Source organism: Sorangium sp. So ce117, assembly GCF_051524395.1.
GTDB classification, from domain to species: Bacteria; Myxococcota_A; Polyangia; order Polyangiales; family Polyangiaceae; genus Sorangium; species Sorangium cellulosum_B.
This window is the reverse complement of sequence record NZ_CP150309.1, coordinates 2,068,151-2,091,287: the sequence shown is the minus strand read 5'-3', so window position 1 is coordinate 2,091,287 and position 23,137 is coordinate 2,068,151. Positions and strand designations below refer to the sequence as shown.

Below are 23,137 nucleotides of genomic sequence, written 5' to 3'. Positions count from 1 at the left end.
AAGCACCAGCTCGTTCACCTCGTCGAGGGCAGAAGGCCTCAAAGGATCGTGGGCGCGCCGGCATCAACGGACGAGCTCGCGCGGCGGAGCGTCGCTCTGCCCACGCGTCGGAGCGCTGCCGGGCGGCAGCGGCGCCTCAACGGCGGCCGCCAGCACGTTGCGCTCGATCTTACCGCAGATCTCGTCGAGGGGCAGATGGCTCAGGCTCGTGATCGCGAACGGGATCTGAAGCTCAGCGCCGATCTGCTCGACCGCCAGGATGGGATACGTGATGAAGAGCGCGGCGATGGGCGTGAACCAGCCGATCGATGACACGAGGGCCAGCGGCAGGGCCAGCAGGTAGACGGCGATGAAGCTGCGGGTCGTGAACGAGTAAATGCTCGGGATCGGCGTCGCGAGGATCCGCTCGCACCCACCGGCGTGCTCGAGCAGCCTGACCCGTTCGCGATCGAGCTGCAGGAATGCGAAGGGGTCCATGTGGTGCTGGTCACGAGCATCGCGCAGCAGCACTGCAAGGCGGGCGCTTGCGTAGCTGGGCATGTGCTCCGCCCCCGCGACCGCGGCGGCGTCGGGCGCGCCGACCAGCATCACGACCTCAGGCAGCGTCCGCTCGGAGCGCAGGCTGCGACGCGTGACATGCGCGAAGACGGCCACCCACCGGGTGATCGCCTGCCGCCACGCAGCGTCGGTCGGCCCGTAGGCGAAGGCGGATACGGTCAGGTTGCGCGCCTGGTTCACGATGCTGCCCCAGAGCGTGCGGGCCTCCCACCATCGCGCGTAGCCCGCGTTGGTGCGGAAGACGAGCAGCAGGCCGAGCACCACGGTCGATGCTTCGATCGGTTCCGGCCGAAGGGCGACGGAAGGTGCCCGCTGGTACACCAGCACGGAGGCGACGGCCGCCAGCGCGAAGACGAGCATCCGCGGCAGGAGCCGCGCTGCGACGGCGCCCTGCAGCGCGAGCGCCTCGTACCAGAAGTCCGAGCCGGGCAGGACGCGCCGGGCGCTCATGTCGGGACGTCGTCGAAGAAATCCACGGCGCCCGTCGCGAGCGAGTACTCGGCGCCGATGACGACGACGTCGCCGCGCGCGGCCATCTCGACCATCTGCCCGCTCTGGCTGAGCTCCCGAACCGAGGCGCGCACGTTGGCGCGCGTGGCCGCGGCGAGGATCGCCGCGCGGTCGAGGCCGGGCTGCCTTGCCTCCTCGACCGCCGGCCTGATCCGCGCGAGGATCTCGTGGACAGCCCCGGAGGGCGTGGCGCTGCGCTCCGTCATCCAGTCCAGCGTCGCGGCGAGCGCGCCGCAGTGCGTGTGCCCCATGACGATCACCAGCGCCGTGCCGAACGCACCGACCGCATACTCGACGCTGCCGACCAGCGTCGGGGCGACGACGTTACCGGCAACGCGCACCACGAACAGGTCCCCGAGCCCCTGGTCGAACACGAGCTCGGCCGGGACGCGCGCGTCCGAGCAGGACAGGACGATCGCGATCGGCGCCTGGGTTGCGACCAGCGCATTGCGTGCGGCCTGGCTGAGCATTGTGTCGACGCTCCGCACGTTCTGGACGAAGCGGCGATTACCGTCGCGCAGCCTGCGCAGCGCTTCGCCGGCTGGCATCGGCTCACTGCGTGAGAGGCTCGACGGCACGTGAGGACGATCTGAGGGCGTCATGGGGACATGCCTCTAGCATGTCGCAATGGTTGTGCGTGATCGCCTGGTGAAGGTTCGAGGTCCACGCCCGAGCTCATCGTCGAGAAATCCATGAAGCGCGCGCTGGTTTTGCGGATATGCCCGCTGATGCAAGGCTTTCCGGTGAGCTTCTCAGGTATCGCCCGAGGGACGCCGAGAAAGCGCTGCTCCGGAGCGGGCTGCCTATCCGTCGGCCCGCGTGGCGTCGGGCTCCAGGCGGGCGACCTGACGCTTGTCGGGCATCTGGAGGATGCCCATCCAGGCGAACACGCGGATGACCTGATAGGCCGGGTCGATCTCGAACCACCGCACCGCGAAGTTGGGGCTCATCGAGTACTTGTGGTGGTTGTTCTGGAAGAGCTCGCCGAGCGTCACGAGATCGAGCGCCAGCGTGTTGCGCGAGTCGTCGTCGTTGTTGAAGTTGCGGTAGCCGTAGCGGTGGCCGCACCAGTTCACGATCGCCCCGTGCAGCGGGCCCAGGGTCCAGTGCAGCGGGACGAACAGGAACTGCCACCAGTGCGAGGCGAAGGCGATGTAGATGACGGCGTAGCCCGCGCCCCACGAGATGCGGCTGAACCACGAGTTGCCGATGCGGTCGAGCGTGCGCCACTCGGGGTAGCCGCCGCGGAAGCGCGGCTCCACGTCGGCGGCGCCGTCGCAGATGGCGTCGTAGAGCTTCTTGGTCCGCCACATCATCGAGGCGGGCTCGGCGAAGTACCGCGGCGAGTGCGGGTCCTTCGGCGTATCGCTGTACGCGTGGTGCATGCGGTGCAAGATCGCGTAGGCCCAGGGGACGAGGTACGAGGGGCCCTGCGTCAGGTACGTGAGGAGATGGAAGGCTCGCTCGGAGCGCTTCGACATCGTGAACATCCGATGCGAGGCGTACCGGTGCAGGAAGAAGGTCTGGAAGAAGACCGCGAATGTGGAGTGGGCGATGAGGAAAATTGCTAGCTCCATGCGCGGTTTGTACACCGGAACCGGCCTGGCGGTAGGCCAGCGCACTGCCATAATGCAGACGTCCGGATACCATCCGTATTTCGTTCGGCACGTCTCGGATGTGCGCAGCTCCGTCCGTGACGACGATTGACGACGTTCGAGACGTTCGGACAGCAGCGGCGACGGGCGATGAGCCTGGCCATTGTCCTTGACACTGGCACGCTGCGGTCAGGCTCGGCGCGCAGAGGGGTCGAGCGTCGGTTGTAGACGCTAACGACACGGGCGCGCCGGACGTCGTCGGTCGCTCTAAGGGACCTGCGTCGCTGCGGTGAGGATCGCCTTGACCTCCCGCAGCATCTCGGTCGTCTCGGCGCGCTGCGCCCCCTCGGCGAAATACGCCGAAAGCTTCTCCGAGCCCGCCCGGATCGCGTCGCTCTCCTCGCGCACCACGACGCGGAAGATCGGCCGCTCGGCGGTGCCCGCGAGGTCGACGCTGCCGTCGGCGGGCAGCGCGTCGCTCCGGTAGATCGCGAGCCGCTCGTCCCGGAACAGCTCTCGAAGGCCCGAGATCTGCTCGGCGGTGAGCTTCCCGCGGAGCGCCGTTCTCCCCTGGTGCCCCTCGAACGTGCCGCTCAGCTCGATCCAGACGACGGTCTCCTCGCCTGCGCCGCGGTTCACCTCGAGCTGCGCCCAGGGCGCCGGCGGGATGTCCGAGCCAGGGTGCCCGGCGCACCCCGCGACGCACAGCGCGCCCCACAGGAGGCCGCCGAGCACGCCCCTCCTAACATGTGATGATCTTGCTGCCATTGCTCGTGATGTTGAAGCAGGGGTTGACGTCGAACATCGTGTTCAGGATCCGGTTCGCCTCGTCCCTCGCGAAGGCCTTCATCGTCGACGAGCTGTGCTGCGCGTCGGCCTCGAAAGCGTACCACCACAGCCACAGGACCTGGTAGCCGACCGCGCCCCGCCCGCTGGGCGATCCGATCCCGGAGCACCCATCCAGGTACTTCTCGTCGCACGACTCGCTCTTCGCAGGGCACTTGTTGCTGCCGTCGTTGCCGCTGTGGCCGCACCAGTCCGCGTGGCGCGCCTCGTGGATCAGCGTCCCGGCGCGCTCCACGACGTTCTCGTTGTAGAAGAACGGGATGTAGAGCTCCGTGTAGTCGTCGAACCCGCCCCAGGTCGTGTACGCCCGCTTCGACCCGTCCCCGCACCGCGCGTCCAGCTCGTCGAACTCACGAATCGTATAGTTGCCGCCCCAGCGCAGGATGTTGCCGTTGAAGTCGTTCGTCTTGAGCGCCTCGTTCGGCGACGCATAGTTGAGGAGCTGGATCGCCTGGAACGTGCGCGCCAGCGGCCGCCTCCGGTCGCACGCGGCCTCCCAGCCGAAGCCGTCGTCCCAGTCCCCCTTGTCGAAGTCGTACGCATCCCAGTAGAAGTCGATCCACGGCTGCGTGCACCAGAAGCTCGTCATCACCCCGGGATCGGTCCCCCGCACGGTGTCGCAGGTGTCGGCGCGGGCCTCGGAGGCGACGCCGAGGAGCAAACAAGACGCAAGAACGGCGCTGATCGTGCTTTTCATGATCGATCCCTCAACGAGTGATGGCAGGCGTGTCGGTCCGAGGAGCCACCTTGAATACCCGCGATCCGGGCTTCTCCGGCTGCGCCGGTCGCCCGTTGTTCGGGTTGTAATCCTTGACGTCAGCGACGTCCTCCGCGAGCGCCTTGCGCGCGTCGATCAGCTGGATGCCACCGACGTCGATCCCGAGGGCGTAGAGGCTCGCCGCCGCCGGGTTGCGCAGGAGATCGCCCGCGGCGTAGATGGCTTTCAGCTCCGCCGCGGCGCCGAGCGCCTCGAGCCCGGCGATCGCGCGCAGGCGAACGCGGTATTCATCCGCGAAGAGCTGCTCGTCGGCCTCGGGGTCGGGGAGCTTCGTCGTGGCGATCTCGTTCAGCGGCTTGATCCCGTCGCGCGAGCCGAGCAGGCCAAGGAGGTGAGCCGCCCGCCAGCGCATCTCGCCAGGCCTCGCCGATTCGGCCTTGTCCGGCGGCACGGACACCGACCACGCCTTGTAGACCTCGGCGACCACGGGGACGGCCGCCGGGCCGATGGCCACGAGCTCCCGGAGCGCCCGCGTGAACTCCTCCTCGTTCCCGAACTCGCCCATCAGCGAGAGCTGCCTGTTCACCATCGCCAGGATGCACTCCTTGCTGCACTCGATGGCCTGCGACTCGACAGCCGTTTCCTCCGGCGCGTCCTTCTCGGCGGGCACGGCGCAGCCCGCGGCCGCGCCGATGAGAATGAAGATCATCGTTGTTTTGATGGAGACCGACGACATGGTTCACCTCGGGTTCGGTTTGTGTCGGGGCGCTCTCGCCCCCTCGACGGCGCGCGCGGTCGCGGCGCCTCCGCGCCGGCAGGCCTGCGCGCTGGTCTCACGCGAGCGCGATATCGATGCTGGGCAGGCGCTCTTCCCATCCGTCGACGTCATGGTGGGAATCGCCTGACCGACCGTGCGACCGACGGTTCGACGGATCGACGTAATTGCAATCGTCAGGCCATGCGCTGAAGGCGCGGCTGGGCGGCCCTGCGCGGCGCCGCCGGAGGCCGCGCGCTCGGCGGAATACCCCCGAGTTCGCACCGATTGTGGTTGGAGCGAGCGCCGGCTTCGCGTGAGGCCCGGGTGCCTGCTGGAATGGTCCGGGCCCGCTCGTAGGTGATAGCCTGGAGGCCGGGGCCTCCACGTGTGGAGGCTGGCCCCTCCAGCGCGACGCGCCGGGGCCCTTCATGGCCGGCTCCGGCTTTGGCGCGGCCCCGCCATTTCGGGCCTCCCGCCGCCGAGGCGTGGTAGAAGACGACGACCATGAGCAGGCTCTCCGAACGTGCGTTTGCCGAGATGGTGGAGGCGGGGTGTCCCGCGTGCGGGGGACAGAAGCTCAACCTGCGCTCGTATGTCGACGGGCTCGTGCCGCTCATGGAGGGCGAGCCCGTCGGGCCGGTCAAGTGGGTCTACAAGGGCGAGATGTTCGTCGACGGGCTGTACGAGATCACGTGCGGCGCGTGCCAGCACCTCGTGTTCACCGACGACCGCTGCCCGCGGTGCCACGCCGAAGGCGGCCTCGCGCGCGGGCTCACGACGACCAACGCGTACGCGGTGCCGGAGCGGTGCTCGCGGTGCGAGCACATCGAGGTGCGTTATATCGCGTTCGTGCCAATGCGCGTGAAATACGAGGGAAAGCGCGCGGACAGGGCACAGACGAGCGTCGAGCTGCACGACCCCGGCTTCCACGGCTATCGCGTCGACTGCAAGGACTGCGGCAAGATCGCCGAGCGCGCGGACGCGTGCCCGATCTGCGAGAGCCCGGCGCCGATCCGGGCGCGCTTCAGCTGATCGTCAGGCGTGGCTCGCGATGAAGCTGGCGGTCGCCTCGGGCGATGAGAGGATCGCCCACTGGCGCTCCGGGTACGAGAAGTTCGTTGCGAACGCGTCGGCCACCGGCTGGCTGCGCGAGGCCGCAGGACGAGCCACGGCTTCGAGCGCAGCACCGTGACCGGCTTCAGCGCGCGGCGACAGGCTTCATCCCAGGTCCCCCGCCGCCGGCAGGTACGCAGCGCCGAGCGTCACGCACTGCGCCGCGCGGATGGCGCGCACAACGGCCAGCGTGCAGACCTCAGCCGCCATGACGCACAGAGTCATCATGCCGAGCGTCGCGCCAGATGCGCCCGTGCCCAGCGCGAAGAGGGCATCTCCGTCGGAGAGCGTGTGCAGCGGGTTGATCGCGCGCGCCAGGCCGTCGTGCCCCACCGTCGCGAGGCGGCAGGCCTGGCTCTTGGTGAGCACGGCGTCGGTGGCGATCACGCCGATGGTCGTGTTGCTGCCCGCGAGCATGGGCCTGGGCGTGTCGCCCCGCAGCAGCGCGCGCCGCGTGTCCAGAAGGCGCGTGCCGCGCTCCGTGCGCGCGCCGGCGAGCACCTGGCCCGTCTCCGGGTCGACGACGTCGCCCAGCGCGTTGCAGGCGACGATGGCGCCCACGGTCACGCCGCCGACGGTGACGGAGGCGCCGCCGATGCCGCCCTTCATCGCGCGGTGGAAGCCGAAGATCTTGCCGACCACGGCGCCGGCCCCGGCCCCCACGTTGCCTTCGGCGGGCGGCGTGTTCGACGCAGCCTCGCAGGCGGCGTAGCCAGCGGCGGCGTCGGGACGGAACCGCTGGTCGCCCAGCGCCAGGTCGAACAGCACGGCGCCGGGCACGATGGGCACGCGGGCGGGGCCGACGGTCATGCCCACGCCGCGCTCGTCCAGCCAGCGCATCACGCCGCAGGCCGCGTCCAGGCCCCAGGCGCTGCCGCCGGCCAGCAGGACGCCGTGGACGCGCTCGACCACGTTGGACGGCGAGAGCACGTCGGTCTCGCGCGTGCCCGGCGCGGCGCCGCGCACGTCCGCGCCGGCGACGGCGCCCTCGCGCGCGAGCACCACGGTGCAGCCCGTGGGGCGGCGGCTGTCGGTGAAATGGCCGACCTCGATGCCGGCGACGTCGGTGATCGCGCCGGGGCGCGGGGAGGCGGACGCGGGAGCGCCGGGAGGCATGCGCTCATTGTCCATGGCCCCGAGGAGCCGCGCCATGCGGCCGCGGCCGCCGCGGGGCACACGGCCGCGCAGCGCCGGCGACGGCGCCCTCGCGCGCCTGCGGGTGACGTGTCGGATGGATCGAGGCGCGGCGTCGTGCTCAGCAGCTGGACGGGTCCGCGAGCATCGAGGCGGCCTCGGCGGAGAGCTCCACGCCGTCGAGGCCCCCGACAAACTCGCTCCACGCCGCGGCGTCGCCCTGGGTCAGCTCGCGGGCGACGCACACCGCTATACCGTCCAGGGGCGTCGTCGACGCCGTCCGCAGCAGCTGGCGCAGGGCGGCCAGGGCCTCCGCGTTCTCCGTCGCGGTGGGCGCCTTCGTGCGACTCAGCCCGTCGAGCGCCTGGTAGAGGAGCTCGAACACCTCCGTGGACGGGACGATCTCGGCGAAGAAGGCGCGGAGGGCGGGGACGTGCTCCGGCCGAGCGCGATCGATGTCGAGGCGGATCCTTGTCATGGCGAGCGAGCGCGCGCGCAGCGAGCTGGATTGCCTGGCGACGTTCCCCCACGCCGATACCACCGTCTCGAGCGGCAGCTCGAAGTTGTACAGGAACTGCAGGTGCGCGTCGGAGAGGTCGCCGGCCGATGGCCCTGCCGCGAGCGCCGACCACTCGTCCGCGTAGAGCGCCAGCGCGTCGACGACCTCGCCGCACGCCCCGTACTCCAGCCACGGCGTGAACTCGGTCCAGTGCGCGAAGGGCGGCCCCGCGAGCAGCGGCGCGAGCGCGCTCGACCACGCCGCGCGCAGCGCTGGATCCAGCGCCGGATCCGCGGCCCTGACGCACGCCGCCGCGACGGCCACGCCCTTGGCGTCCTCGGCGTCGAGACCGTCGAGGAAGGCCGCGAACGCGCCCGGGGCCAGGGTCTCCGGCAAGCCGACGTTGAGGGCGGCCGTCTGGTGGACGCCGCCGGCCTCGAGGAGGTTCGCGACCTGCGAGGGGCTCGTGGGAAGGCGAAACGAGGAGAAGCGCGCCGCGTGGCCCTCCGGATCCAGGCTGGAGTCGTCGACCAGGTAGAACCAGGAGATGTGGCGGTCGAGCGGATCGAAGATCAGCAGCTCGCCCTCCTGCTGCGGGGCGACGTCAACGCCCTGATCGAGCTCGAGCACCTGCGAGCGCGTCGCTCCGTCGTCCGCGATCCAGAGGAGCTCGAGCGGCGCGACGAGCGCGCCGTCCGGATCGCGCAGCGTCACGAGCACGCCGCCGGAGGGGGACCGCCCGAGATCGAGGTGCGGGAGCGCGCTGGCCCGGAGCGCCCGCCGCGCGCGGGCGGTCGCGTCGGGGCCGAGGTGCCGCGCGAAGGCGCCGAGGAACTCGTCCGTACCGATGGCGCCGAAGCGGTGGTCGTTGAGGACGTCGCGCAGCGTGCCCCAGAAAGACTCCTCCCCGATGAGGCTCCGGATCTGGGTGAGCAGCCACGCGGCGCGGTCGTAAGGTCCGCTCGTGTACTTGTCGTCGGGATCGCGGTCCGGATCCACGATGAGGGAGTCCACGACGGCCGCGAAGGAGTCGCCGTTCAGCGTCCCCTCGCCGCTCTCATCCAGGTAGAGGCGCGCGCCCTCCTCTGCGAGCAACGTCGCCATGCCCTCCTTGATCCACAGATCGTCCCAGGTCTTGACCGTCACGAGGTCTCCGAACCACTGGTGGCCAAGCTCGTGGATCGTGAGCCTCAGGTCGCCGGAGCTGGTCGGAGCGGTGCTCCGGGACTCCCCCTGGAAGGTGATGCCGAGGTTCTCGAGGCCGCCGCCGTACTCCGGCACGAGCACCAGCGCGTACTTCTCGAAGGGATACGGCACGAGCAGCTCCTCGAAGAGGCCGATCGAGCGGACCACCTCGTCGAGCAGACGGTCGTAATCGCCCGGGACGCCGCGCCGGTGCCAGACGGAGACGGGGAGGCTCCCCTTCATCGTGCCCTCGACCTCGAAGTCGCCGATCGCGAAGGCCATGAGGTAGACGGGCACCGTGTAGTCCGTCGCGTACTTCATGCGGCGGCCGGACGCGCCCTGCTCGTCGGAGACGAGGTTGCCGTTCGCGATCATCGTCTCCTGTGCGCCCATCCCGAGGTCGATGGAGAAGACGGCGCGGTCCTCGGGCGTGTTGTGGCACGGCATCCAGAGCGCGGCGTCGAGCGGCTCCGAGAGCGTGTAGACAGCGCGCGACGCGGCGGGGTCCCCCCGGCGGGCGGGGATCGCGTGGAGCGCGTCGCTCTCGGCGGCCTCGTAGTCGATCTCCAGCGTGATCGCCTGGTCCGCCGCGATGTCAGGCACGCGCGAGACGTCGATGCGGAGCGCCCGGAGCTCGGCGTCGACCGTATAAGGCAGGTCCGTGCCCCCGGCCAGCCGGACCGCCTTGACCTCGGCGACCGCGCTGTCGAGGCGCAGCGAGCGCAGGCCGTCGTCGCCTGGCAGGAGCGTCACCGCGACCGTCGCGACCAGCCGTCCCCGGCTCCAGTCGAACTCTCCCGTCACCTCGTAGCGCTGGACGTCGATCGGCGCGCCTGGCGGCGGCTCGGGCTCGGTCGGAGGCTCGGACGAAAGCTCCGTGTCGTCGGGCGGCGATTGCCCTGGATCGGTGGGATCGGCGCCCGAGCACGCGGCCACGCACGACGCCAGGAAGACGGCAGCAAGCCACGTTCCCGGGCGGACAAGAGATCTGGCAAGGTCCATTCGAACTCCTCGATGGAGCAAGGGACGCCCTGGACCTCCGTTGATTGGCTCCTCTTCCCGCCGGTTTCGTGCTCCTGGCACGGAGGGAGCTGCTCGAGGACACGGCGCACCTCGCGCTGTCGGGGCCTGAGCACGGCCGCGAGGCGAACCGCTCGTCAGTCGTCGTTCGTGGGCGAGAAAGGCATGACGGGCGCGGATTCCTCGATCTCTCGCCTGGGCGGGTTCTTGACGGAGAGCTGGCTGTCGATGAGGACGGCTCGACGCGGGCGCGGCGCGCTGACCTGAGCTTTGCAAAGCTCCTCGACGACGCGGCCGCGCAGCGCATCGTTCACTTCCTTGTTCTTGCCGGGTGGCACGCGCGCGCTGATACGCAGGACGATCGATCCCTCGTTGAGCTCCTCCACGCCGACGTCCACCTGCCCCGGAGCGCCCGTCTGCAGCTCGACCTCCTTTTCGGCGACCCTCGCGAGGAGCTCACGCACCCGCTGCACATCCTCCTCGTAAGGCACGTGCACGTCGACCACAGCGTTCACGTAGGATCGCGAATGGTTCGCGACCTTGCGCACCTCGCCATTCGGGATCGAATGGAGCACGCCGATGTCGTCGCGGATCTTCGTGATACGAACGCCGATCTCCTCCACGCGCCCCTGGATGCCGCCGATCTCCACGAGATCCCCGACGAGCAGCAGGTTCTCGAAGAGGATGAAGAAGCCGGCCACGATGTCCCCCACGAACGTCTGCGCGCCGAAGCCGATGGCCACGCCGATGACGCCGGCGCCGGCGAGCAGCGGCGTGGGATCGATGGAAGCCTCGCGCAGCCCCAGCACGAGAGCCGAGAAGTAAATCGCGTACCGCACGAAGCCCATGGCCACGGGGACCAGGGTCTTTCGTTGCTGGAGCGTCTGGGGGTTCTCCTCCGCCACCTTCCCGAGGAAGAGGTCGTTGATGAGGAGCACGCAGAGCTCGACGAGGACCCGGCTCGCATAGATGATCGCGATGATCCGGAGCCCGACCCGCCCCGCCTGCGAGAGCCACGTGTCGGGCGTGAGCGCGTCGGCGACCCACGTCGCCGCCGTGATGTACACGCAATAATCGACGACGCGCTTCGTGATCCCGAGCAGGTGCGACAGGTTCCCGAGGTACCTGAGCGGGCTTTCGAGGCGGGCGAGCCTCGTGGAATTGTCGAAGAGGACGTCGAGGAGGAGGTATCCGATCCCCGTCGCGAGGCGGCTCACGTAAAACGCGCCCAGCGTGTAGCTGGCGAGCAATACGGCGCGCTGGGTCCCCGGCGCGAGCGCGAGCTTCTCGGTGAGGAGGACCGCGGCGGCGCCGAGGACAACCACGCGGAGCGCCTTGCGCAGGCGGTTCGTGACCTCTGCGACCGGCTCGCGCCGCTTCTCCAGCCAGTCCGAGCGCGCGACCGCCTTTCCCAGCGCGTCGGCGAGCCCCCGGGCGAGGGCGTCGACGAAGAGCGCGCCGACGGCGATCCCGAGCGCGGTGAGCAATCGCATCCTGGCGAGCGCGGGATCGTCTCCGGCGAGCCCGACGAGCGCGCTCTTCACCACGTCGAGGGCGCGAATCCCGCGAACCACGGCGAACGCCGCGCCGCCCATGAGCACGGCGCCGACGAGCGCGACCCAGACGAGCGCGCGGCGACGGACGCGACGCCGGAACGACTTGCGCTCGTCGGCCGTGACGTGCTCCAGCGTCGGCGAGCGCAAGACGAAGGCGTAGCCCCGATGGATCAGCCTGACCACGAGCTCCGAGAGGAGCAGGAGCACCACGATCGCGATGCACAGCGCGACGAGGTTGTGGAGGAGCAGGTCGAGATGCAGCGTCATCGAGGCCGCCGAGACTACCGCCCGATCTGGACGTTCTCAAGGACGCCGAGAGCGTCGGGCACCAGCACCGCGGCGGAGTAATAGGTGCTCACGAGGTACGAGGTAATGGCCTTCCCGTCGGTCTCCATCCTGCGGGCCGAGACACCGGGCTCGATCTCCTCGGGGAGGCCCGTGCGGTGGAGGCCGATGACGCCCTGATGCTCCTGCCCCGTGCGCATGACGAGAATGGAGCTCGTTTTGTCCTCGTTGATCGGGATCTTGTCGCAAGGCAGGATCGGGACGCCGCGCCACGCCGCGACCTGCGTGCCGGAGAGCTCGACGCTGGTCGGGTAGATGCCGCGGCGACTGCACTCCCGGTGGAAGGCGGCGATCGTGCGCGGGTGCGCCAGGAAAAACTGCGACTTGCGGCGCCGGCAGAGGATCTCGTCCATGTCGTCGGGCGTCGGGGGGCCGCTCCGGGGATGGAGGCGCTGCTTCAGGTCGGCGTTGTGCAGGAGGCCGAAGTCACGGTTGTTGATGAGCTCGTGCTCCTGCCGCTCACGCAGGGCCTGGACGGTCAGGCGGAGCTGCTCCTGGAGCTGATCCATCGGATCATTGAAGAGATCCGAGACGCGCGTGTGGAGCCGGAGGATCGCCTGCGCGACGCTGAGCTCGTATTCACGCGGCGCGGTCTCGTAATCGACGAACGTCCCCGGGAGCGCGCGCTCGCCCGTGTGACCGGCGGTGAGGGCGATCGCCGCCTGTCCGAGCTTGTCCTGCGGCTTCTTCAGCCGCTCCTTGAGCGACTCGACGTGCGCGTGGAGCGCCGGGGATCGCGAGATCAGCTCCTCGAAGGCGCGCTGCGGGAGCTCGAGCACGATGCACGGCGTGACGGCCCTGACCGAATAGGTCCATACGTCGTTCGATTCGATGACGGACTGGTCCCCGAAATGGTCCCCATCCGCGAGGACGTCGAGGATCGTGTCGGCGCCGTACTTGCCTACGCCGAGCTTCTGGGCCTTTCCGTGCGCGAGCAGGAAGATCGTCTCCGCGGGTCTTCCGCGCTCGGCGATCAGCGCGCCGGGCTTGTACTCCCGCTGGACGAACCGGCTCGCCAGGGTGTCGAGCACGGCGTCGTCCGAGAAGCCTTGCAAGAGCGGCAATTCGCAGAGCTCCTGCGGGATCACCTGCACCTTCGCCCCGACGTTGCCGAAGCTCAACCGGCCGTCGCCGACGGCATAACTCAGGCGGCGGTTCACGCGATACGTGCCGCCCGTGACCTCGATCCAGGGCAAGACCCGCAGGAGCCACCGGGACGTGATCCCCTGCATCTGCGGATGCGACTTGGTCGTCGTCGCGAGCTTTCGCGCCCCCAGCGTCCCGAGGCTCGAACGCTCACCATCGTTCCCGATCCCAGGGTTTTCGGCGTTTGCCATGATGTACCTTTCCTTCTGCGCGCTTCGGAGAGCAGAGCGCTCCGCGTATCCCCCGCGCTTGCACGGGGCACACGCGGAGCGCCTACCGCTCGCGGCTCATTCGTGGGCGCGCCCGATCTCGACGCTCTCCAGGACGCCGAGCGCGTCGGGGACCAGCACGGCCGTCGAGTAATAGAGGCTGACGAGGTACGACATGATGGCCTTGTCGTTGATCCCCATGAAGCGCACGTTGAGGCTCGGCTCGACCTCGTCCGGAATGCCGGCGTGGTGCAGGCCGATGACGCCCTGGTTCTTCTCGCCCGCGCGCACGAGCAGGATCGAGGTCGTCCGCGTCTCCGAGACCGGGATCTTGTTGCACGGGAAGATCGGCACGCCGCGCCACGCCGGGACGCGGTGGCCGTTCACCTCGATGCTCTGCGGATAGACGCCGACGCGGCTGCACTCCTGGCCGAACGCCGCAATGGCCCGCGGGGGCGCGAGGAAGAACGACGGCTCCCTCCAGACCGTGGCGAGGAGCTCGTCCATGTCGTCCGGCGTCGGGGGCCCGCTGTGGGTGTGGATGCGCTGCTTCAGGTCGGCGTTGTGCAAGAGGCCGAACTCGCGGTTGTTGATGAGCTCGTGCTCCTGGGTCTCCTTCAAAGCCTCGATGGTCAGGCGCAGCTGCTGCTCCGTCTGGTTCATCGGCTCGTTGAACAGATCCGCGACGCGCGTGTGGATGTGGAGCACGGTCTGCGCCACGCTGAGCTCGTACTCGCGGGGCGAGGTCTCATAATCGACGAACGTGCCGGGGAGGACGGGCTCGCCGGAGTGGCCCGCCGCGATCTCGATCGCCGCCTCGCCCGTGTTGTCCTGCTTCTTCGCGGCGAGCGCCTTGAAGCTGTCGAGGTGCTTCTTCAGCGACGGGTGCTGGGCGACGAGCTCCTCGAAGACGGTCTGCTGGAGCGTCAGCACCGTGACCGCCGTGACGGCCTTGGCCGTGAACGTCCAGTAATCCTGCGCCTCCAGGAGCGCCTGGTAGCTGTAATGGTCGCCGTCCGCGAGGACCGCGAGCACCGTCTCATCGCCGTACTTGCCCGCGCCGATCTTGTTGACCTTGCCGTGCGCGATGAGGCAGATGTGATCGGCCTCCTTGCCGCGCTCGGTGATGACGTCGCCGGGCTTGTATTCACGCTGCACGAAGCGGTTCGCCAGCGCGGTGAGGACCTCGAGGTCCTCGTAACCGCGGAGGAGAGGCAGCTCGCAGAGCTCCTGCGGGATGACCTGGATCTTCGCGCCGGTGTTCGTGAACGTCACCCGCCCGTCGCCCACCGCATAGCTCAGCCGGCGGTTCACGCGGTACACGCCGTTGACGTGCACCCACGGCAGCAGCTTGACCAGCCACCGCGACGAGATGCCCTGCATCTGCGGCGCCGACTTGGTCGTCGTCGCGAGTTGCCTCGCGGCCGCCGTCGCGAGGCTGGTCTGGTGCTGATCGATCGAACCCAGATTACCTGTGATAGACATGAGTCCCTCTTTCCCGGACGGCTAGGGCCGCCCGTGCTTCACCGGCACGGACCGCGCCGTACCCATCGAAAGATCCGCCTTCGCAGCAGGAGCCGCGGCGCCGACTCTTCCGGCGCCGAAGAAACTGCTGATACGCGCCGCAGAGGCGCCAAACCCACGCGCGCCCTCGATCGCCCGTTCGATCGGGTGGCGCTCGAGCTCCGCGTCCACGTACCGGCTCGTCACGACGTGCCAGTGGAGGACGCCAGCCATGTACAATCGCTGCTTCTCGACATATCCGAGCACGGCCTCGCGGGCCGCCTTGTCGAGGTCGAATTCGTCGAGGATGCGGGGCAGCTCGGTCGCGACGATGTGCTCGAACTCCACCACCCGCGCCGTGAGCAGGTCATTGACGACCTCCTTGGCCCGCTGCGCGTCGCATTCGAGGAACCGCTCGACGACCAGCACGAGGTTGCTGAGCTCGCCCTCGAACTCGATCTCCTTGCGGTACGAATAGAGATCGTTGATCCACCCGCCCACGTCGGCCGTTGTGTTGTCGAGCCCTCGCATCGTCCGCGTGCGGAAGACCGCGGCCGGGACCACATCGCCCAGCGTGAGCTTGGGCAGGCTCATCGTGAGATCGGCGCCGAACGTCTTGCGGCGCATCTCGACGTAATCGACCGGATCCGGGATCCGGTTTTGGGTCTGGTTCAGGAGCTCCCAGAGCCAGCTCCCGGTCATGGTCTCGACGCTGCGGCGGAGCGATTGCCGCGAATTCATCGACATGGGGGAAGCTGTGCGGATCCAGAGATCCAGCAGGCTGCTCTCCACCGGGTTCTCGGGCACCGGCGCGCCTGCGCAGTCGAGGGGCATGAACATCGAGAGCCGGGCATTGAACCGTTTCGCACCCGCCATGTCCCGCGTCGCGCCGAACACGCGCGGGAAATAGTCGTCGCCGTACGTCCCCCACGTCAGCCAGGCCGAGCTCAGGTCGAGCTCGTGCGGGGACGCGTCCGGGTGAATGCCCGCAGCGCAGATGGGGAAATCGAAGCCGATGAAGCTGCGCTCGTCCCAGATCCCGGACCCGAAGACGCCCGGCACCACGTCGAGCATCGCGAATTTGCGGGCCCACTCGAGGGTGTTCCGGCGCGCCGCGGGCAGATGCGGGCTCAAGCGGAGCTTGAACGGCATGGTGATCTTCGGGAGCGGCGTCCTGCCCACAGGCTGGAACGGGGCGTGGGTGAGGGTCTTGATCCGCTGCAAACCCAGGGCGCCGGGCGTGAGCCTGATCCGGAACCCCGAGGTGCCGAGCCCCGTCGGCGCCCCGAGGGGATCGGGGACGCTCGCGGATTTGTCCGCGTTTTCGTTCATGTAGCGGCTCGACCGCATGTGCCATTCGTGGCCGCCAGACTGCCAATCCTGCAGTCCCTTCACATACCTGGCGACGTCGAGGGCTTGCGCCGGCGTCAGCCCGTGCTCGACGCAGAGCGCCGGCACCTCGACGAGCGCCGTGTTCTCGAATTGCTGGAGCCGCGACGTCAGGATCTCGTTCGTGAGATCGGCCGCCCTTTGCGTGGGCACGCCGAGGAAACGCTCGAGGACGAGCACGCAGTTGGCGTTTTCCCCCTCGTCCTCGACCTCGCGCTGGTACGAGAACAGGTCATTGCGCAGGTGGACGCCGTCCGAGAACGTGTCGCGCAGGACCTCGAGGGGGCGCGTCGCGGCGACGGCGGCCGGGACCTCGGCGCCCACGGCGATCTCGACGAGGCCCGCGGACCAGGGCGCGCCGCCGACCTTACGGCGCATCTCGATGTATTCGACCGGGTTCGCGACGCGGTTCTCCTGGATATTGGCGAGCTCCCACATACATTCGAGCATCAGGTTCTTCGTCGCCTCGAGGAAGCGCTCGCGCCAGTGCACCGAGGTGAGCGGGACGGTCCGCGCCCAGAGGTCCGCGAGCGCGCGCTCGACAACGTTCGTCGGCTCCGGCGGCGTCCCCGTGGGCACGACGGGCATGAAGAGCGGCAGGCGGTCGAGGTACGCCTTGGCGCCGCGCATGTCCTTGGTGCGCTTGTAAATCTCGAGGAAATGATCGTCGAAGAAGAACACCCAGACATACCAATCCGTGATCAGATTGAGCTCGGGCGCGGGCGCGTCGGGGTGGGTGTACGCGCAGAGCAGCGCGTAGTCGTGCGCGTCGAGGTCGCGCTCGGTCCAGATGGGTTTTTCCTGCGGGTTCTTCTCCAGGATACCCATCTCGTAGGACCAGGCCTTGGTGTGCGCGCGCGCGCCTTCGAGGTGCGGATTGAGGCGCGCCGGATGCGGCATGTAGAAGTCGGGCAGCGTGAAAGGTTGCATATTCGCTGACTTCTCGCGCGCGACGTCGATATGGGCGACGCGGGCGACCTGAATGTCTTGGCGGTCTGTATTCCGGACGCACCTCGGCCGCTCGCACGCAGACGTACGACGACGCGTTGGTGGGGCTCTTCCGTACAGACCGATCGGGATCGTTCGGACGGGGCGGATCTAGACCAGCCCAGCGCTCCCACCAAATTAACTGATGACGAGCTCCAGACCGCAGGAACTCCAAAATTGCTGCTTGGTGCGGAACCGCTCGGGCGCCGCGGCGACCGCTTGAGCGCCGCGGGCGGGCTCCGTCATGACACGATCACCCGCCGAGCCGGCCCGCAGCCGGTGCGCCCGCGACAGCAAGCACGTTTCAGTCAGCCCGCTCGTTTGCCCTCACCGCCCGGTGGTGTGGTACCTGCCCCGTCCTGCCAGAATGCCGGAACCGCCAGGGCGCCACGAGACGCCAGGATTGTTGTGTTCTTCTTGGCGTCTTGTGGCGTCTCGGCGATCCTTGGCCGGATTTCTGACACACGAAGCTGGGCTATACCCGCGCCGTCTCCTCGAGCTCCTTGCCGCGCGTCTCCGGGAGGAGCCACAGGATGAGCGCGAGCGCGACCAGCGGGAAGAGCGCCGTCGCGGACACCGCCGGTCCCCAGCCGATCTCCTCCGCGGCGAAGCCGACGGCGATCGGAGAGAGCATGTAGCCGATCCGGCCGAGCAGGTTGTTTGACCAGGCGATCGCGTCGCTCCGGAGGTGCGTGGGGAAGAGCTCGGTCATGTAGGCGTTCAGCACGGGGAGCACCCCGCTCGCGCCGAAGATGGCGAAGACCAGCGCGGCCGTGAGCGCGCCCCGCGAGCCCAGCGAGTAAGCGCCGAGCACGCCGGCGGCCGCAAGCACATAGATGATCACCGCGCCCTTGCGGCGGCCCACCACGTCGAGCAGCTTGCCCGAGGCGAAGATGAGCGGCATCGAGACGAGCGCGGCGAACGTGATGCTGCCGCCCACCTCGCCGTCGCTGAGCCCGCGCTCCCGGAGCGCGAACGTCTTCCAGAACGTCACCGCGTTCTGGGTGCAAACGTACGTGAGCCCCCAGATCAAGGCGAGCTGCAGCATCCGCTTGCGGTGCGGCGTGCGCAGGATGCGCGTGAACGGCGGCGTCCCCTCCCCCTTTCGCTCGGCCGCCACCTGCTCGAACCGGGCCGTCTCGCGCAGGCCGCGCCGCGCGACCGCGATGAGCACGAGCGGGATGCCGCCGACGAGGTACACGCTGCGCCACCCGTACGGCGTCGCGAGGAGCAGCGGCACGACGCCTGCGCACACGATGGATCCCAGGCTCGAGAACGCCTGGATGACGCCGATCACCATCCCGCGCCGATCGCTCGGGTACTCCTCGGCCGCGTACACCATGCTGACCGCCCACTCCCCGAGCAGGAAGATGCGCGCGAGGAGCTGCAAGACGGCAAAGACATAGACGTTCGGCGCGAACGCCGTCAGCACGGAGAAGATCGTATACCCCGCGATGGTGACCGAGAGCACCCGCCGCCGCCCCCACTGGTCGGCCTTGCGCACGAGGAGATACGCGATCATCGTGCCCGAGTTGATGACCCCGACGAGCAGCCCCTCGTGCCGGGGCAAGAGGCCCATCTGCGCGCCGAAGTTGGGCAATATCTGCGTGAGCGCCAGGAAGTCGTAGCCCTCGAAGAACGAGGCCACGCTCAGGAACCAGAACAGCCGCCGCTGGTACGGCGTGAACGGCGTCTTCTGGTGCGGGGCAGCTGTCGTCATATCACCTGTTCCCTCCGAGCGAGCGCTCGTAGACGCGATAACGCCGGTCTTTGAGCGGCCTGCTCGTGAGCGGCAGGTACATCACGCGCCGCTGGCGGGCGTCGCCCGTGGCCGTGGCCCGCGCGACGACGTAACGAGAGCCGTCCTTCCGCGCGCCGAAGAGGAGCGGGACGCCGTTGATGTGCGCCCTGCCCTCCCCTGTAAGGCGGCGGTCCATGGCGTCGACCTCCTCGACGAGCGAGCGCACCGCGCCGCGACCCTCGAACCCGCGGAAGCGGATGAACCCGTGCTCGTCGAGGGTCACGTGACGTCTCCTGGCCAGCTCCCTAGCGCAGACGGGCGGCGGCGGGAACAGCGGCCGCAGGGAGCGCCCGCCAGCGCGGAATCTGCGCCGCTGCGCACGCCTTGCGGCCGCGTGCGCCGGCCCGCCGCGGCGTCCCGCGGCCGCCCTTCGCGCCGAGTCGGCTCGTCCCCGCCGCCGGGCCGTCGATCGCCGCTCCGGCCGAGACGTAGCGGCACCTGCCTTGCAAAGCGGCGGGTCGATGATCGAGAATCGATGAACCGGTCCGGCGATAGATGACCCACGAGCAAGATCCCATGACGGAAGGGCAACGGCGAGATGAACCGCCGGAGCCGCCGGCGCGCGAGCGAGCGCGCGGCGGGCGTGGCTCCAAAGGAGCCTTGCTCCTCGCGCTCTGCGTCGCGCTCGGCGTGGCCGCCGGGCTCGGCGGGTACACCTTCGTTTATGCGAAGGGCGCCTCGTACCTGGGGAGCGATCCGTCGGCGTGCGCCAACTGCCACATCATGAACGAGCAGTTCGCCGGGTGGCAGCGCTCCAGCCACCGGGCGGTGGCAGGGTGCAACGACTGTCACGCGCCGCACACGTTCCTGGGGAAATACGCCACGAAGGCGTCGAACGGGTTCTGGCACTCGTTCGCCTTCACCTCGGGCCGCTTCCCGGACCCGATCCGGATCAAGCCCAGCAATCTACGCATCACGGAGGAGACCTGTCGCGGGTGCCACGGCGACGTCGTGGATGCGATCGACAGCCAGCACCACGGCGCCGCGGGGCTCTCGTGCGTGCGCTGCCATGAATCGGTGGGCCACCTGCACTGAGGGGCGCCCGCTGCACGAGGGATGGAATCGATGACGGAGCCGAAGGACGAAGGATCCACGCAGAAGAGCGAGCGCACCGGCAGGCCGCCGGCGCGCTGGCGCTACCTGCCGCTCGCGGCGCTCGCCGCGGCGGCGGCGACCGCCGGGCTCGCCGCGCTGCTGGTGAACATCTTCGAGCACAAGCAGGAGGCGAAGAGCCCGTTCTATCGAGTCGTCGAGCTCGACGACACGATAGACGACCCGGCCGTCTGGGGGAAGAACTTCCCCCTCCAGTACGACGGCTACCGGCGCACGGTCGACCAGAAGCGCACGCGCTTCGGCGGGAGCGAGGCGGTGCCGCGCACGCCGACGGACGCCGATCCGCGCAGCGTGGTCGCGCAATCGAAGCTCGAGGAGGACGGTCGGCTGAAGACGATGTGGGCCGGCTACGCCTTCGCGCGCGACTTCCGGGAGGAGCGCGGGCACGCCCACATGCTCGAGGATCAGGTGTACACCGAGCGGCAGGTCGCGACGAAGCAGCCGGGCACCTGCATTCACTGCCATGCGTCCGTGTACGTGCCGTACAAGAAGCTCGGCGGCGGCGACCTGATGCGCGGGTGGGAGGCGATGAACCAGATGCCCTTCCCCGAGGCGCGCAAGCTGGTGACGCACCCGGTCTCGTGCATCGATTGCCACGACCCCGAGTCGCTGCAGCTCCGGGTGACCCGGCCCGGGTTCATCGAGGGGATCCGCGCGCTCAAGGCGTCGATGGGTGAGGCCAATTACGACGTCAACACGATGGCCACGCGCCAGGAGATGCGCTCGTACGTCTGCGGCCAGTGCCACGTGGAGTATTACTTCAAGGGCCCGGAGAAGCGGCTCGTGTACCCGTGGGCGAAGGGCATCAAGATCGACGAGATCTACGCCTACTATGAGGAGAGCGGCCACTCGGACTGGACGCACGCGGAGTCGGGCGCGAAGGTGCTGAAGGCGCAGCACCCGGAGTTCGAGATGTGGAATCAGGGCATCCACGCCCGCTCCGGCGTGGCCTGCGCCGACTGCCACATGCCCTACCAGCGGGTCGGCGCGACGAAGATCAGCGATCACCACGTGCAGAGCCCGCTCCTCAACGTGAACCGCGCGTGCCAGACGTGCCACAAGTGGCCCGAGGAGGAGCTCCGTCAGCGCGTGGAGACGATCCAGTCGCGCCATTTCGAGGCGCGCAACCGGGCGATGGACGCCGTGACCGCGCTCATCAGCGACATCCGCCGGGCGAAGGAGGCCGGGATGGCCGAAGAGGCGCTCGCGGGGCCGCGCGCGGCGCAGCGGAAATGTCAGTTCTTCGTCGACTTCGCCGAGGCGGAGAACTCGTCCGGCTTCCACGCGCCGCAGGAGGCGATGCGCATCCTCGCGTCCGCCATCGATACGTGCCGGCGAGGTCAGCTGTCGCTGCGAGACGGAACCCCGCCCGAAGAGTGATCGAACTAACGTTCGCGTCCACGTCAACGTGAACGTCAACGTTTACGTGGACGTTCACGTTCACGTTTACGTGGACGTGGTCGTGGTCGTTCACGGCCTATCGTTGACGACCACGCAAACGTTCGGATGTGGGAGAACGCGGCGCTAAGGTTGGTTGGCGCCTACCGCTCCTCGACTGCCACGCTCCTGGTCCAGGCCACCTGGAGAGCCGGGCCGCGCGCCTGCGCGAACAGGACGAGCGGACTCGTCATCGCTCACGGACTGACGAGCTGGACCATGACTCCAGAGCTCCGGTGGAGCGCGAGTGTGTCCCTCATTGCATTTGACGCGATTCGATCCAAAGCTCGACTCATCGCGAGATAGTGCTTGGATAATTCGTTTGAGATCCGTACGGTGTCGCCGAAAGGGGAAGACGCCATGACAACCTGCCGTAATCGTTCGAGCGCCGTCGCCGCGCTGGGTGCCGCCTTTGCGCTCGTCTCGACGTCGTGCGCGTCCGGAGATCCGGGCGCGCCGGCGGCCGGGGAAATCCACGTTTCGCACGTGGGCAAGGATACGGTCAGCACGTTCCTGAACCGGCTCGCGACGGAGACTGGCCAGGTCGTCGTGACCCGCGCCAGCGTCGATGACGCCTGGCAGAGCGTCACTGTGAGAGAAGAGCGCGGGGCCTCGCTCTACCTCGTGGAGGGGCCGCTGCCCAGCGCGGCGCTCCCGGGCGAGCGCGCGCGCGTCGGGGGGATCGCCGCCGTCGCCGTCCCGACGGGCCGCGACCCCCATGACTGGCTCGGCTCGCACCGCCTTCACGCGGAGCCGATCGGGACGCACGATGTGGCCCTGTCGCGCGCTCCGGGAGCACAGAAGACCCGCGCTCCGGCCGGGACGCGCGCGCGGCTCGACGGTCACGGGCGCGACGCCGCCGAGCTCCCCGAGCTCCACATCGACGCCGCGTTCCTCGAGGCGCGGCTCAAGGAGCTCTCCGGCGCCGCGCCCGTGACCGTCGGCGGCCGCTCGGCGGTCATCCGCGAGCGCGGCTCCGAGGACGGACGCGCGCTCGCCCGCGCCTGGATGCGCCAGCAATACGAGGCGATCGGGTTCACCGTCGAGGAGCACGCTTATCAAAGCGGCTGGAGCCAGGGCGTCAACCTGACGGCGGACAGGCCCGGCGCCGATCCGTCGCGCGTCCTCATCCTCTCGGCGCACTACGACTCCATGAGCAACGCGGGCGCCGACGACGACGGCTCAGGCATCGTGTCGTCGCTCGCCATCGCCCACGCGCTGAAGGACGCGAAGCTGAGCATCGGGCTCCGCGTCGTCGCCTTCGATCAAGAGGAGGACGGGCTCCTCGGCTCACGGGCCTACGCGAGCAAGCTCTACCGGAACGGGCAGATGGATCAGGTGGTCGGCGTCCTGGATCTGGAGATGACAGGCTACGACTCCAACGACGACGGGCACTATCACGTCATCCACTGCAACGAGAACACGTCGTCCGATCTGGCCGCGCTGGTCGAGGAGGCCGCGTCGGACGGCGAGCTCGGCCTGACCCGGGTGGACGCCTGCACGAACCGCAGCGATCACGCGGCGTTCTGGCGCTATGGGGCGCCGGCCGTGGCCATATCGCAGGACTTCTTCGGCGATGACGGCAACCCCTGTTACCACCAGCGCTGCGACCGGGTCGATCAGCTCAACTGGGACTACATGCGGCGGCTGACCGAGGCCGCCGGGCGCGCGGCGGTGAGGCTCCTGATGAAGTGACTCGAGCGATCTCGGCGCTTC

The 23,137-nt window shown here is 69.0% G+C and carries 19 protein-coding genes; 5 read left to right on the top strand and 14 right to left on the bottom strand.

Annotated features, from left to right (window positions below):
- Window positions 1-63: 63 nt before the first annotated feature.
- The 6 genes from WMF46_RS07875 to WMF46_RS07850 form a co-directional block, all read right to left on the bottom strand.
- The gene (locus tag WMF46_RS07875) at window positions 64-1,008 is read right to left on the bottom strand and encodes a bestrophin family protein (protein ID WP_437985053.1); all 945 of its coding nucleotides are present in this window, start codon (window positions 1,006-1,008) and stop codon (window positions 64-66) included.
- On the bottom strand, window positions 1,005-1,616 hold the full coding sequence (locus WMF46_RS07870; RefSeq protein WP_437985052.1) for a carbonic anhydrase: 612 nt from the start codon (window positions 1,614-1,616) through the stop codon (window positions 1,005-1,007). The genes WMF46_RS07875 and WMF46_RS07870 overlap by 4 nt, the downstream gene beginning before the upstream one ends.
- Window positions 1,617-1,871: 255 nt before the next feature.
- Window positions 1,872-2,645, bottom strand: a complete 774-nt coding sequence (locus WMF46_RS07865) for an acyl-CoA desaturase (RefSeq protein ID WP_437985051.1) — start codon at window positions 2,643-2,645, stop codon at window positions 1,872-1,874.
- 285 nt (window positions 2,646-2,930) lie between these two features.
- Window positions 2,931-3,398, bottom strand: coding sequence for a hypothetical protein (locus WMF46_RS07860; protein WP_437985050.1), 468 nt, complete (start codon window positions 3,396-3,398; stop codon window positions 2,931-2,933).
- Window positions 3,399-3,405: 7 nt separating this feature from the next.
- Window positions 3,406-4,206 carry a hypothetical protein gene (locus WMF46_RS07855; protein ID WP_437985049.1) on the bottom strand — a complete coding sequence of 267 codons (801 nt, stop codon included), beginning with the start codon at window positions 4,204-4,206 and terminating at the stop codon, window positions 3,406-3,408.
- Window positions 4,207-4,216: 10 nt separating this feature from the next.
- Complete coding sequence (locus WMF46_RS07850) at window positions 4,217-4,936, bottom strand: hypothetical protein (RefSeq protein ID WP_437985048.1); 720 nt, start codon at window positions 4,934-4,936, stop codon at window positions 4,217-4,219.
- Window positions 4,937-4,946: 10 nt separating this feature from the next.
- On the opposite strand from WMF46_RS07850, the gene WMF46_RS07845 reads away from it, so the two are divergent.
- Window positions 4,947-5,132, top strand: coding sequence for a hypothetical protein (locus WMF46_RS07845; RefSeq protein WP_437985047.1), 186 nt, complete (start codon window positions 4,947-4,949; stop codon window positions 5,130-5,132).
- Window positions 5,133-5,488: 356 nt separating this feature from the next.
- Window positions 5,489-6,016, top strand: a complete 528-nt coding sequence (locus WMF46_RS07840) for a hypothetical protein (protein ID WP_012234081.1) — start codon at window positions 5,489-5,491, stop codon at window positions 6,014-6,016.
- 186 nt (window positions 6,017-6,202) lie between these two features.
- Here the strand turns inward: WMF46_RS07840 and WMF46_RS07835 are convergent, their stop codons facing one another.
- From WMF46_RS07835 to WMF46_RS07800, 8 genes are all read right to left on the bottom strand, one after another.
- Complete coding sequence (locus tag WMF46_RS07835) at window positions 6,203-7,213, bottom strand: P1 family peptidase (protein WP_437985046.1); 1,011 nt, start codon at window positions 7,211-7,213, stop codon at window positions 6,203-6,205.
- A gap of 139 nt (window positions 7,214-7,352) precedes the next feature.
- Complete coding sequence (locus WMF46_RS07830; protein WP_437985045.1) at window positions 7,353-9,917, bottom strand: M1 family metallopeptidase; 2,565 nt, start codon at window positions 9,915-9,917, stop codon at window positions 7,353-7,355.
- Between the two features lie 155 nt (window positions 9,918-10,072).
- Window positions 10,073-11,758 carry a mechanosensitive ion channel family protein gene (locus tag WMF46_RS07825; RefSeq protein WP_437985044.1) on the bottom strand — a complete coding sequence of 562 codons (1,686 nt, stop codon included), beginning with the start codon at window positions 11,756-11,758 and terminating at the stop codon, window positions 10,073-10,075.
- Window positions 11,759-11,772: 14 nt separating this feature from the next.
- Window positions 11,773-13,173, bottom strand: a complete 1,401-nt coding sequence (locus WMF46_RS07820) for a family 2B encapsulin nanocompartment shell protein (protein WP_437985043.1) — start codon at window positions 13,171-13,173, stop codon at window positions 11,773-11,775.
- Window positions 13,174-13,269: 96 nt separating this feature from the next.
- The gene (locus WMF46_RS07815; RefSeq protein WP_437985042.1) at window positions 13,270-14,676 is read right to left on the bottom strand and encodes a family 2B encapsulin nanocompartment shell protein; all 1,407 of its coding nucleotides are present in this window, start codon (window positions 14,674-14,676) and stop codon (window positions 13,270-13,272) included.
- A gap of 21 nt (window positions 14,677-14,697) precedes the next feature.
- Complete coding sequence (locus WMF46_RS07810; RefSeq protein ID WP_437985041.1) at window positions 14,698-17,013, bottom strand: family 2 encapsulin nanocompartment cargo protein terpene cyclase; 2,316 nt, start codon at window positions 17,011-17,013, stop codon at window positions 14,698-14,700.
- 532 nt (window positions 17,014-17,545) lie between these two features.
- Window positions 17,546-18,790 (bottom strand): MFS transporter, encoded by a 1,245-nt coding sequence (locus WMF46_RS07805; RefSeq protein WP_437985040.1) that lies wholly within the window; start codon window positions 18,788-18,790, stop codon window positions 17,546-17,548.
- A gap of 1 nt (window position 18,791) precedes the next feature.
- Complete coding sequence (locus tag WMF46_RS07800) at window positions 18,792-19,094, bottom strand: hypothetical protein (protein WP_437985039.1); 303 nt, start codon at window positions 19,092-19,094, stop codon at window positions 18,792-18,794.
- Between the two features lie 272 nt (window positions 19,095-19,366).
- On the opposite strand from WMF46_RS07800, the gene nrfH reads away from it, so the two are divergent.
- From nrfH to WMF46_RS07785, 3 genes are all read left to right on the top strand, one after another.
- Window positions 19,367-19,906: a cytochrome c nitrite reductase small subunit gene (gene nrfH / locus WMF46_RS07795; protein WP_437985038.1), complete on the top strand. Its 540-nt coding sequence runs from the start codon at window positions 19,367-19,369 to the stop codon at window positions 19,904-19,906.
- A 30-nt stretch (window positions 19,907-19,936) separates the two neighbouring features.
- Window positions 19,937-21,364, top strand: a complete 1,428-nt coding sequence (locus tag WMF46_RS07790; protein ID WP_437985037.1) for an ammonia-forming cytochrome c nitrite reductase subunit c552 — start codon at window positions 19,937-19,939, stop codon at window positions 21,362-21,364.
- A 417-nt stretch (window positions 21,365-21,781) separates the two neighbouring features.
- Window positions 21,782-23,116 (top strand): M28 family metallopeptidase, encoded by a 1,335-nt coding sequence (locus tag WMF46_RS07785; protein WP_437985036.1) that lies wholly within the window; start codon window positions 21,782-21,784, stop codon window positions 23,114-23,116.
- The last annotated feature ends 21 nt before the right edge of the window (window positions 23,117-23,137 follow it).

Excerpts from the sequence above, each read along its gene's own strand:
- WMF46_RS07875 (WP_437985053.1), bottom strand. The coding sequence starts at position 1,008 with ATGAGCGCCCGGCGCGTCCTGCCCGGCTCGGACTTCTGGTACGAGGCG.
- WMF46_RS07870 (WP_437985052.1), bottom strand. The coding sequence starts at position 1,616 with ATGCCAGCCGGCGAAGCGCTGCGCAGGCTGCGCGACGGTAATCGCCGC.
- WMF46_RS07865 (WP_437985051.1), bottom strand. The coding sequence starts at position 2,645 with ATGGAGCTAGCAATTTTCCTCATCGCCCACTCCACATTCGCGGTCTTC.
- WMF46_RS07855 (WP_437985049.1), bottom strand. The coding sequence starts at position 4,206 with ATGAAAAGCACGATCAGCGCCGTTCTTGCGTCTTGTTTGCTCCTCGGC.
- WMF46_RS07850 (WP_437985048.1), bottom strand. The coding sequence starts at position 4,936 with ATGATCTTCATTCTCATCGGCGCGGCCGCGGGCTGCGCCGTGCCCGCC.
- WMF46_RS07845 (WP_437985047.1), top strand. The coding sequence starts at position 4,947 with ATGGAGACCGACGACATGGTTCACCTCGGGTTCGGTTTGTGTCGGGGC.
- WMF46_RS07840 (WP_012234081.1), top strand. The coding sequence starts at position 5,489 with ATGAGCAGGCTCTCCGAACGTGCGTTTGCCGAGATGGTGGAGGCGGGG.
- WMF46_RS07835 (WP_437985046.1), bottom strand. The coding sequence starts at position 7,213 with ATGCCTCCCGGCGCTCCCGCGTCCGCCTCCCCGCGCCCCGGCGCGATC.
- WMF46_RS07830 (WP_437985045.1), bottom strand. The coding sequence starts at position 9,917 with ATGGACCTTGCCAGATCTCTTGTCCGCCCGGGAACGTGGCTTGCTGCC.
- WMF46_RS07825 (WP_437985044.1), bottom strand. The coding sequence starts at position 11,758 with ATGACGCTGCATCTCGACCTGCTCCTCCACAACCTCGTCGCGCTGTGC.
- WMF46_RS07820 (WP_437985043.1), bottom strand. The coding sequence starts at position 13,173 with ATGGCAAACGCCGAAAACCCTGGGATCGGGAACGATGGTGAGCGTTCG.
- WMF46_RS07815 (WP_437985042.1), bottom strand. The coding sequence starts at position 14,676 with ATGTCTATCACAGGTAATCTGGGTTCGATCGATCAGCACCAGACCAGC.
- WMF46_RS07810 (WP_437985041.1), bottom strand. The coding sequence starts at position 17,013 with ATGCAACCTTTCACGCTGCCCGACTTCTACATGCCGCATCCGGCGCGC.
- WMF46_RS07805 (WP_437985040.1), bottom strand. The coding sequence starts at position 18,790 with ATGACGACAGCTGCCCCGCACCAGAAGACGCCGTTCACGCCGTACCAG.
- nrfH (WP_437985038.1), top strand. The coding sequence starts at position 19,367 with ATGACCCACGAGCAAGATCCCATGACGGAAGGGCAACGGCGAGATGAA.
- WMF46_RS07790 (WP_437985037.1), top strand. The coding sequence starts at position 19,937 with ATGACGGAGCCGAAGGACGAAGGATCCACGCAGAAGAGCGAGCGCACC.
- WMF46_RS07785 (WP_437985036.1), top strand. The coding sequence starts at position 21,782 with ATGACAACCTGCCGTAATCGTTCGAGCGCCGTCGCCGCGCTGGGTGCC.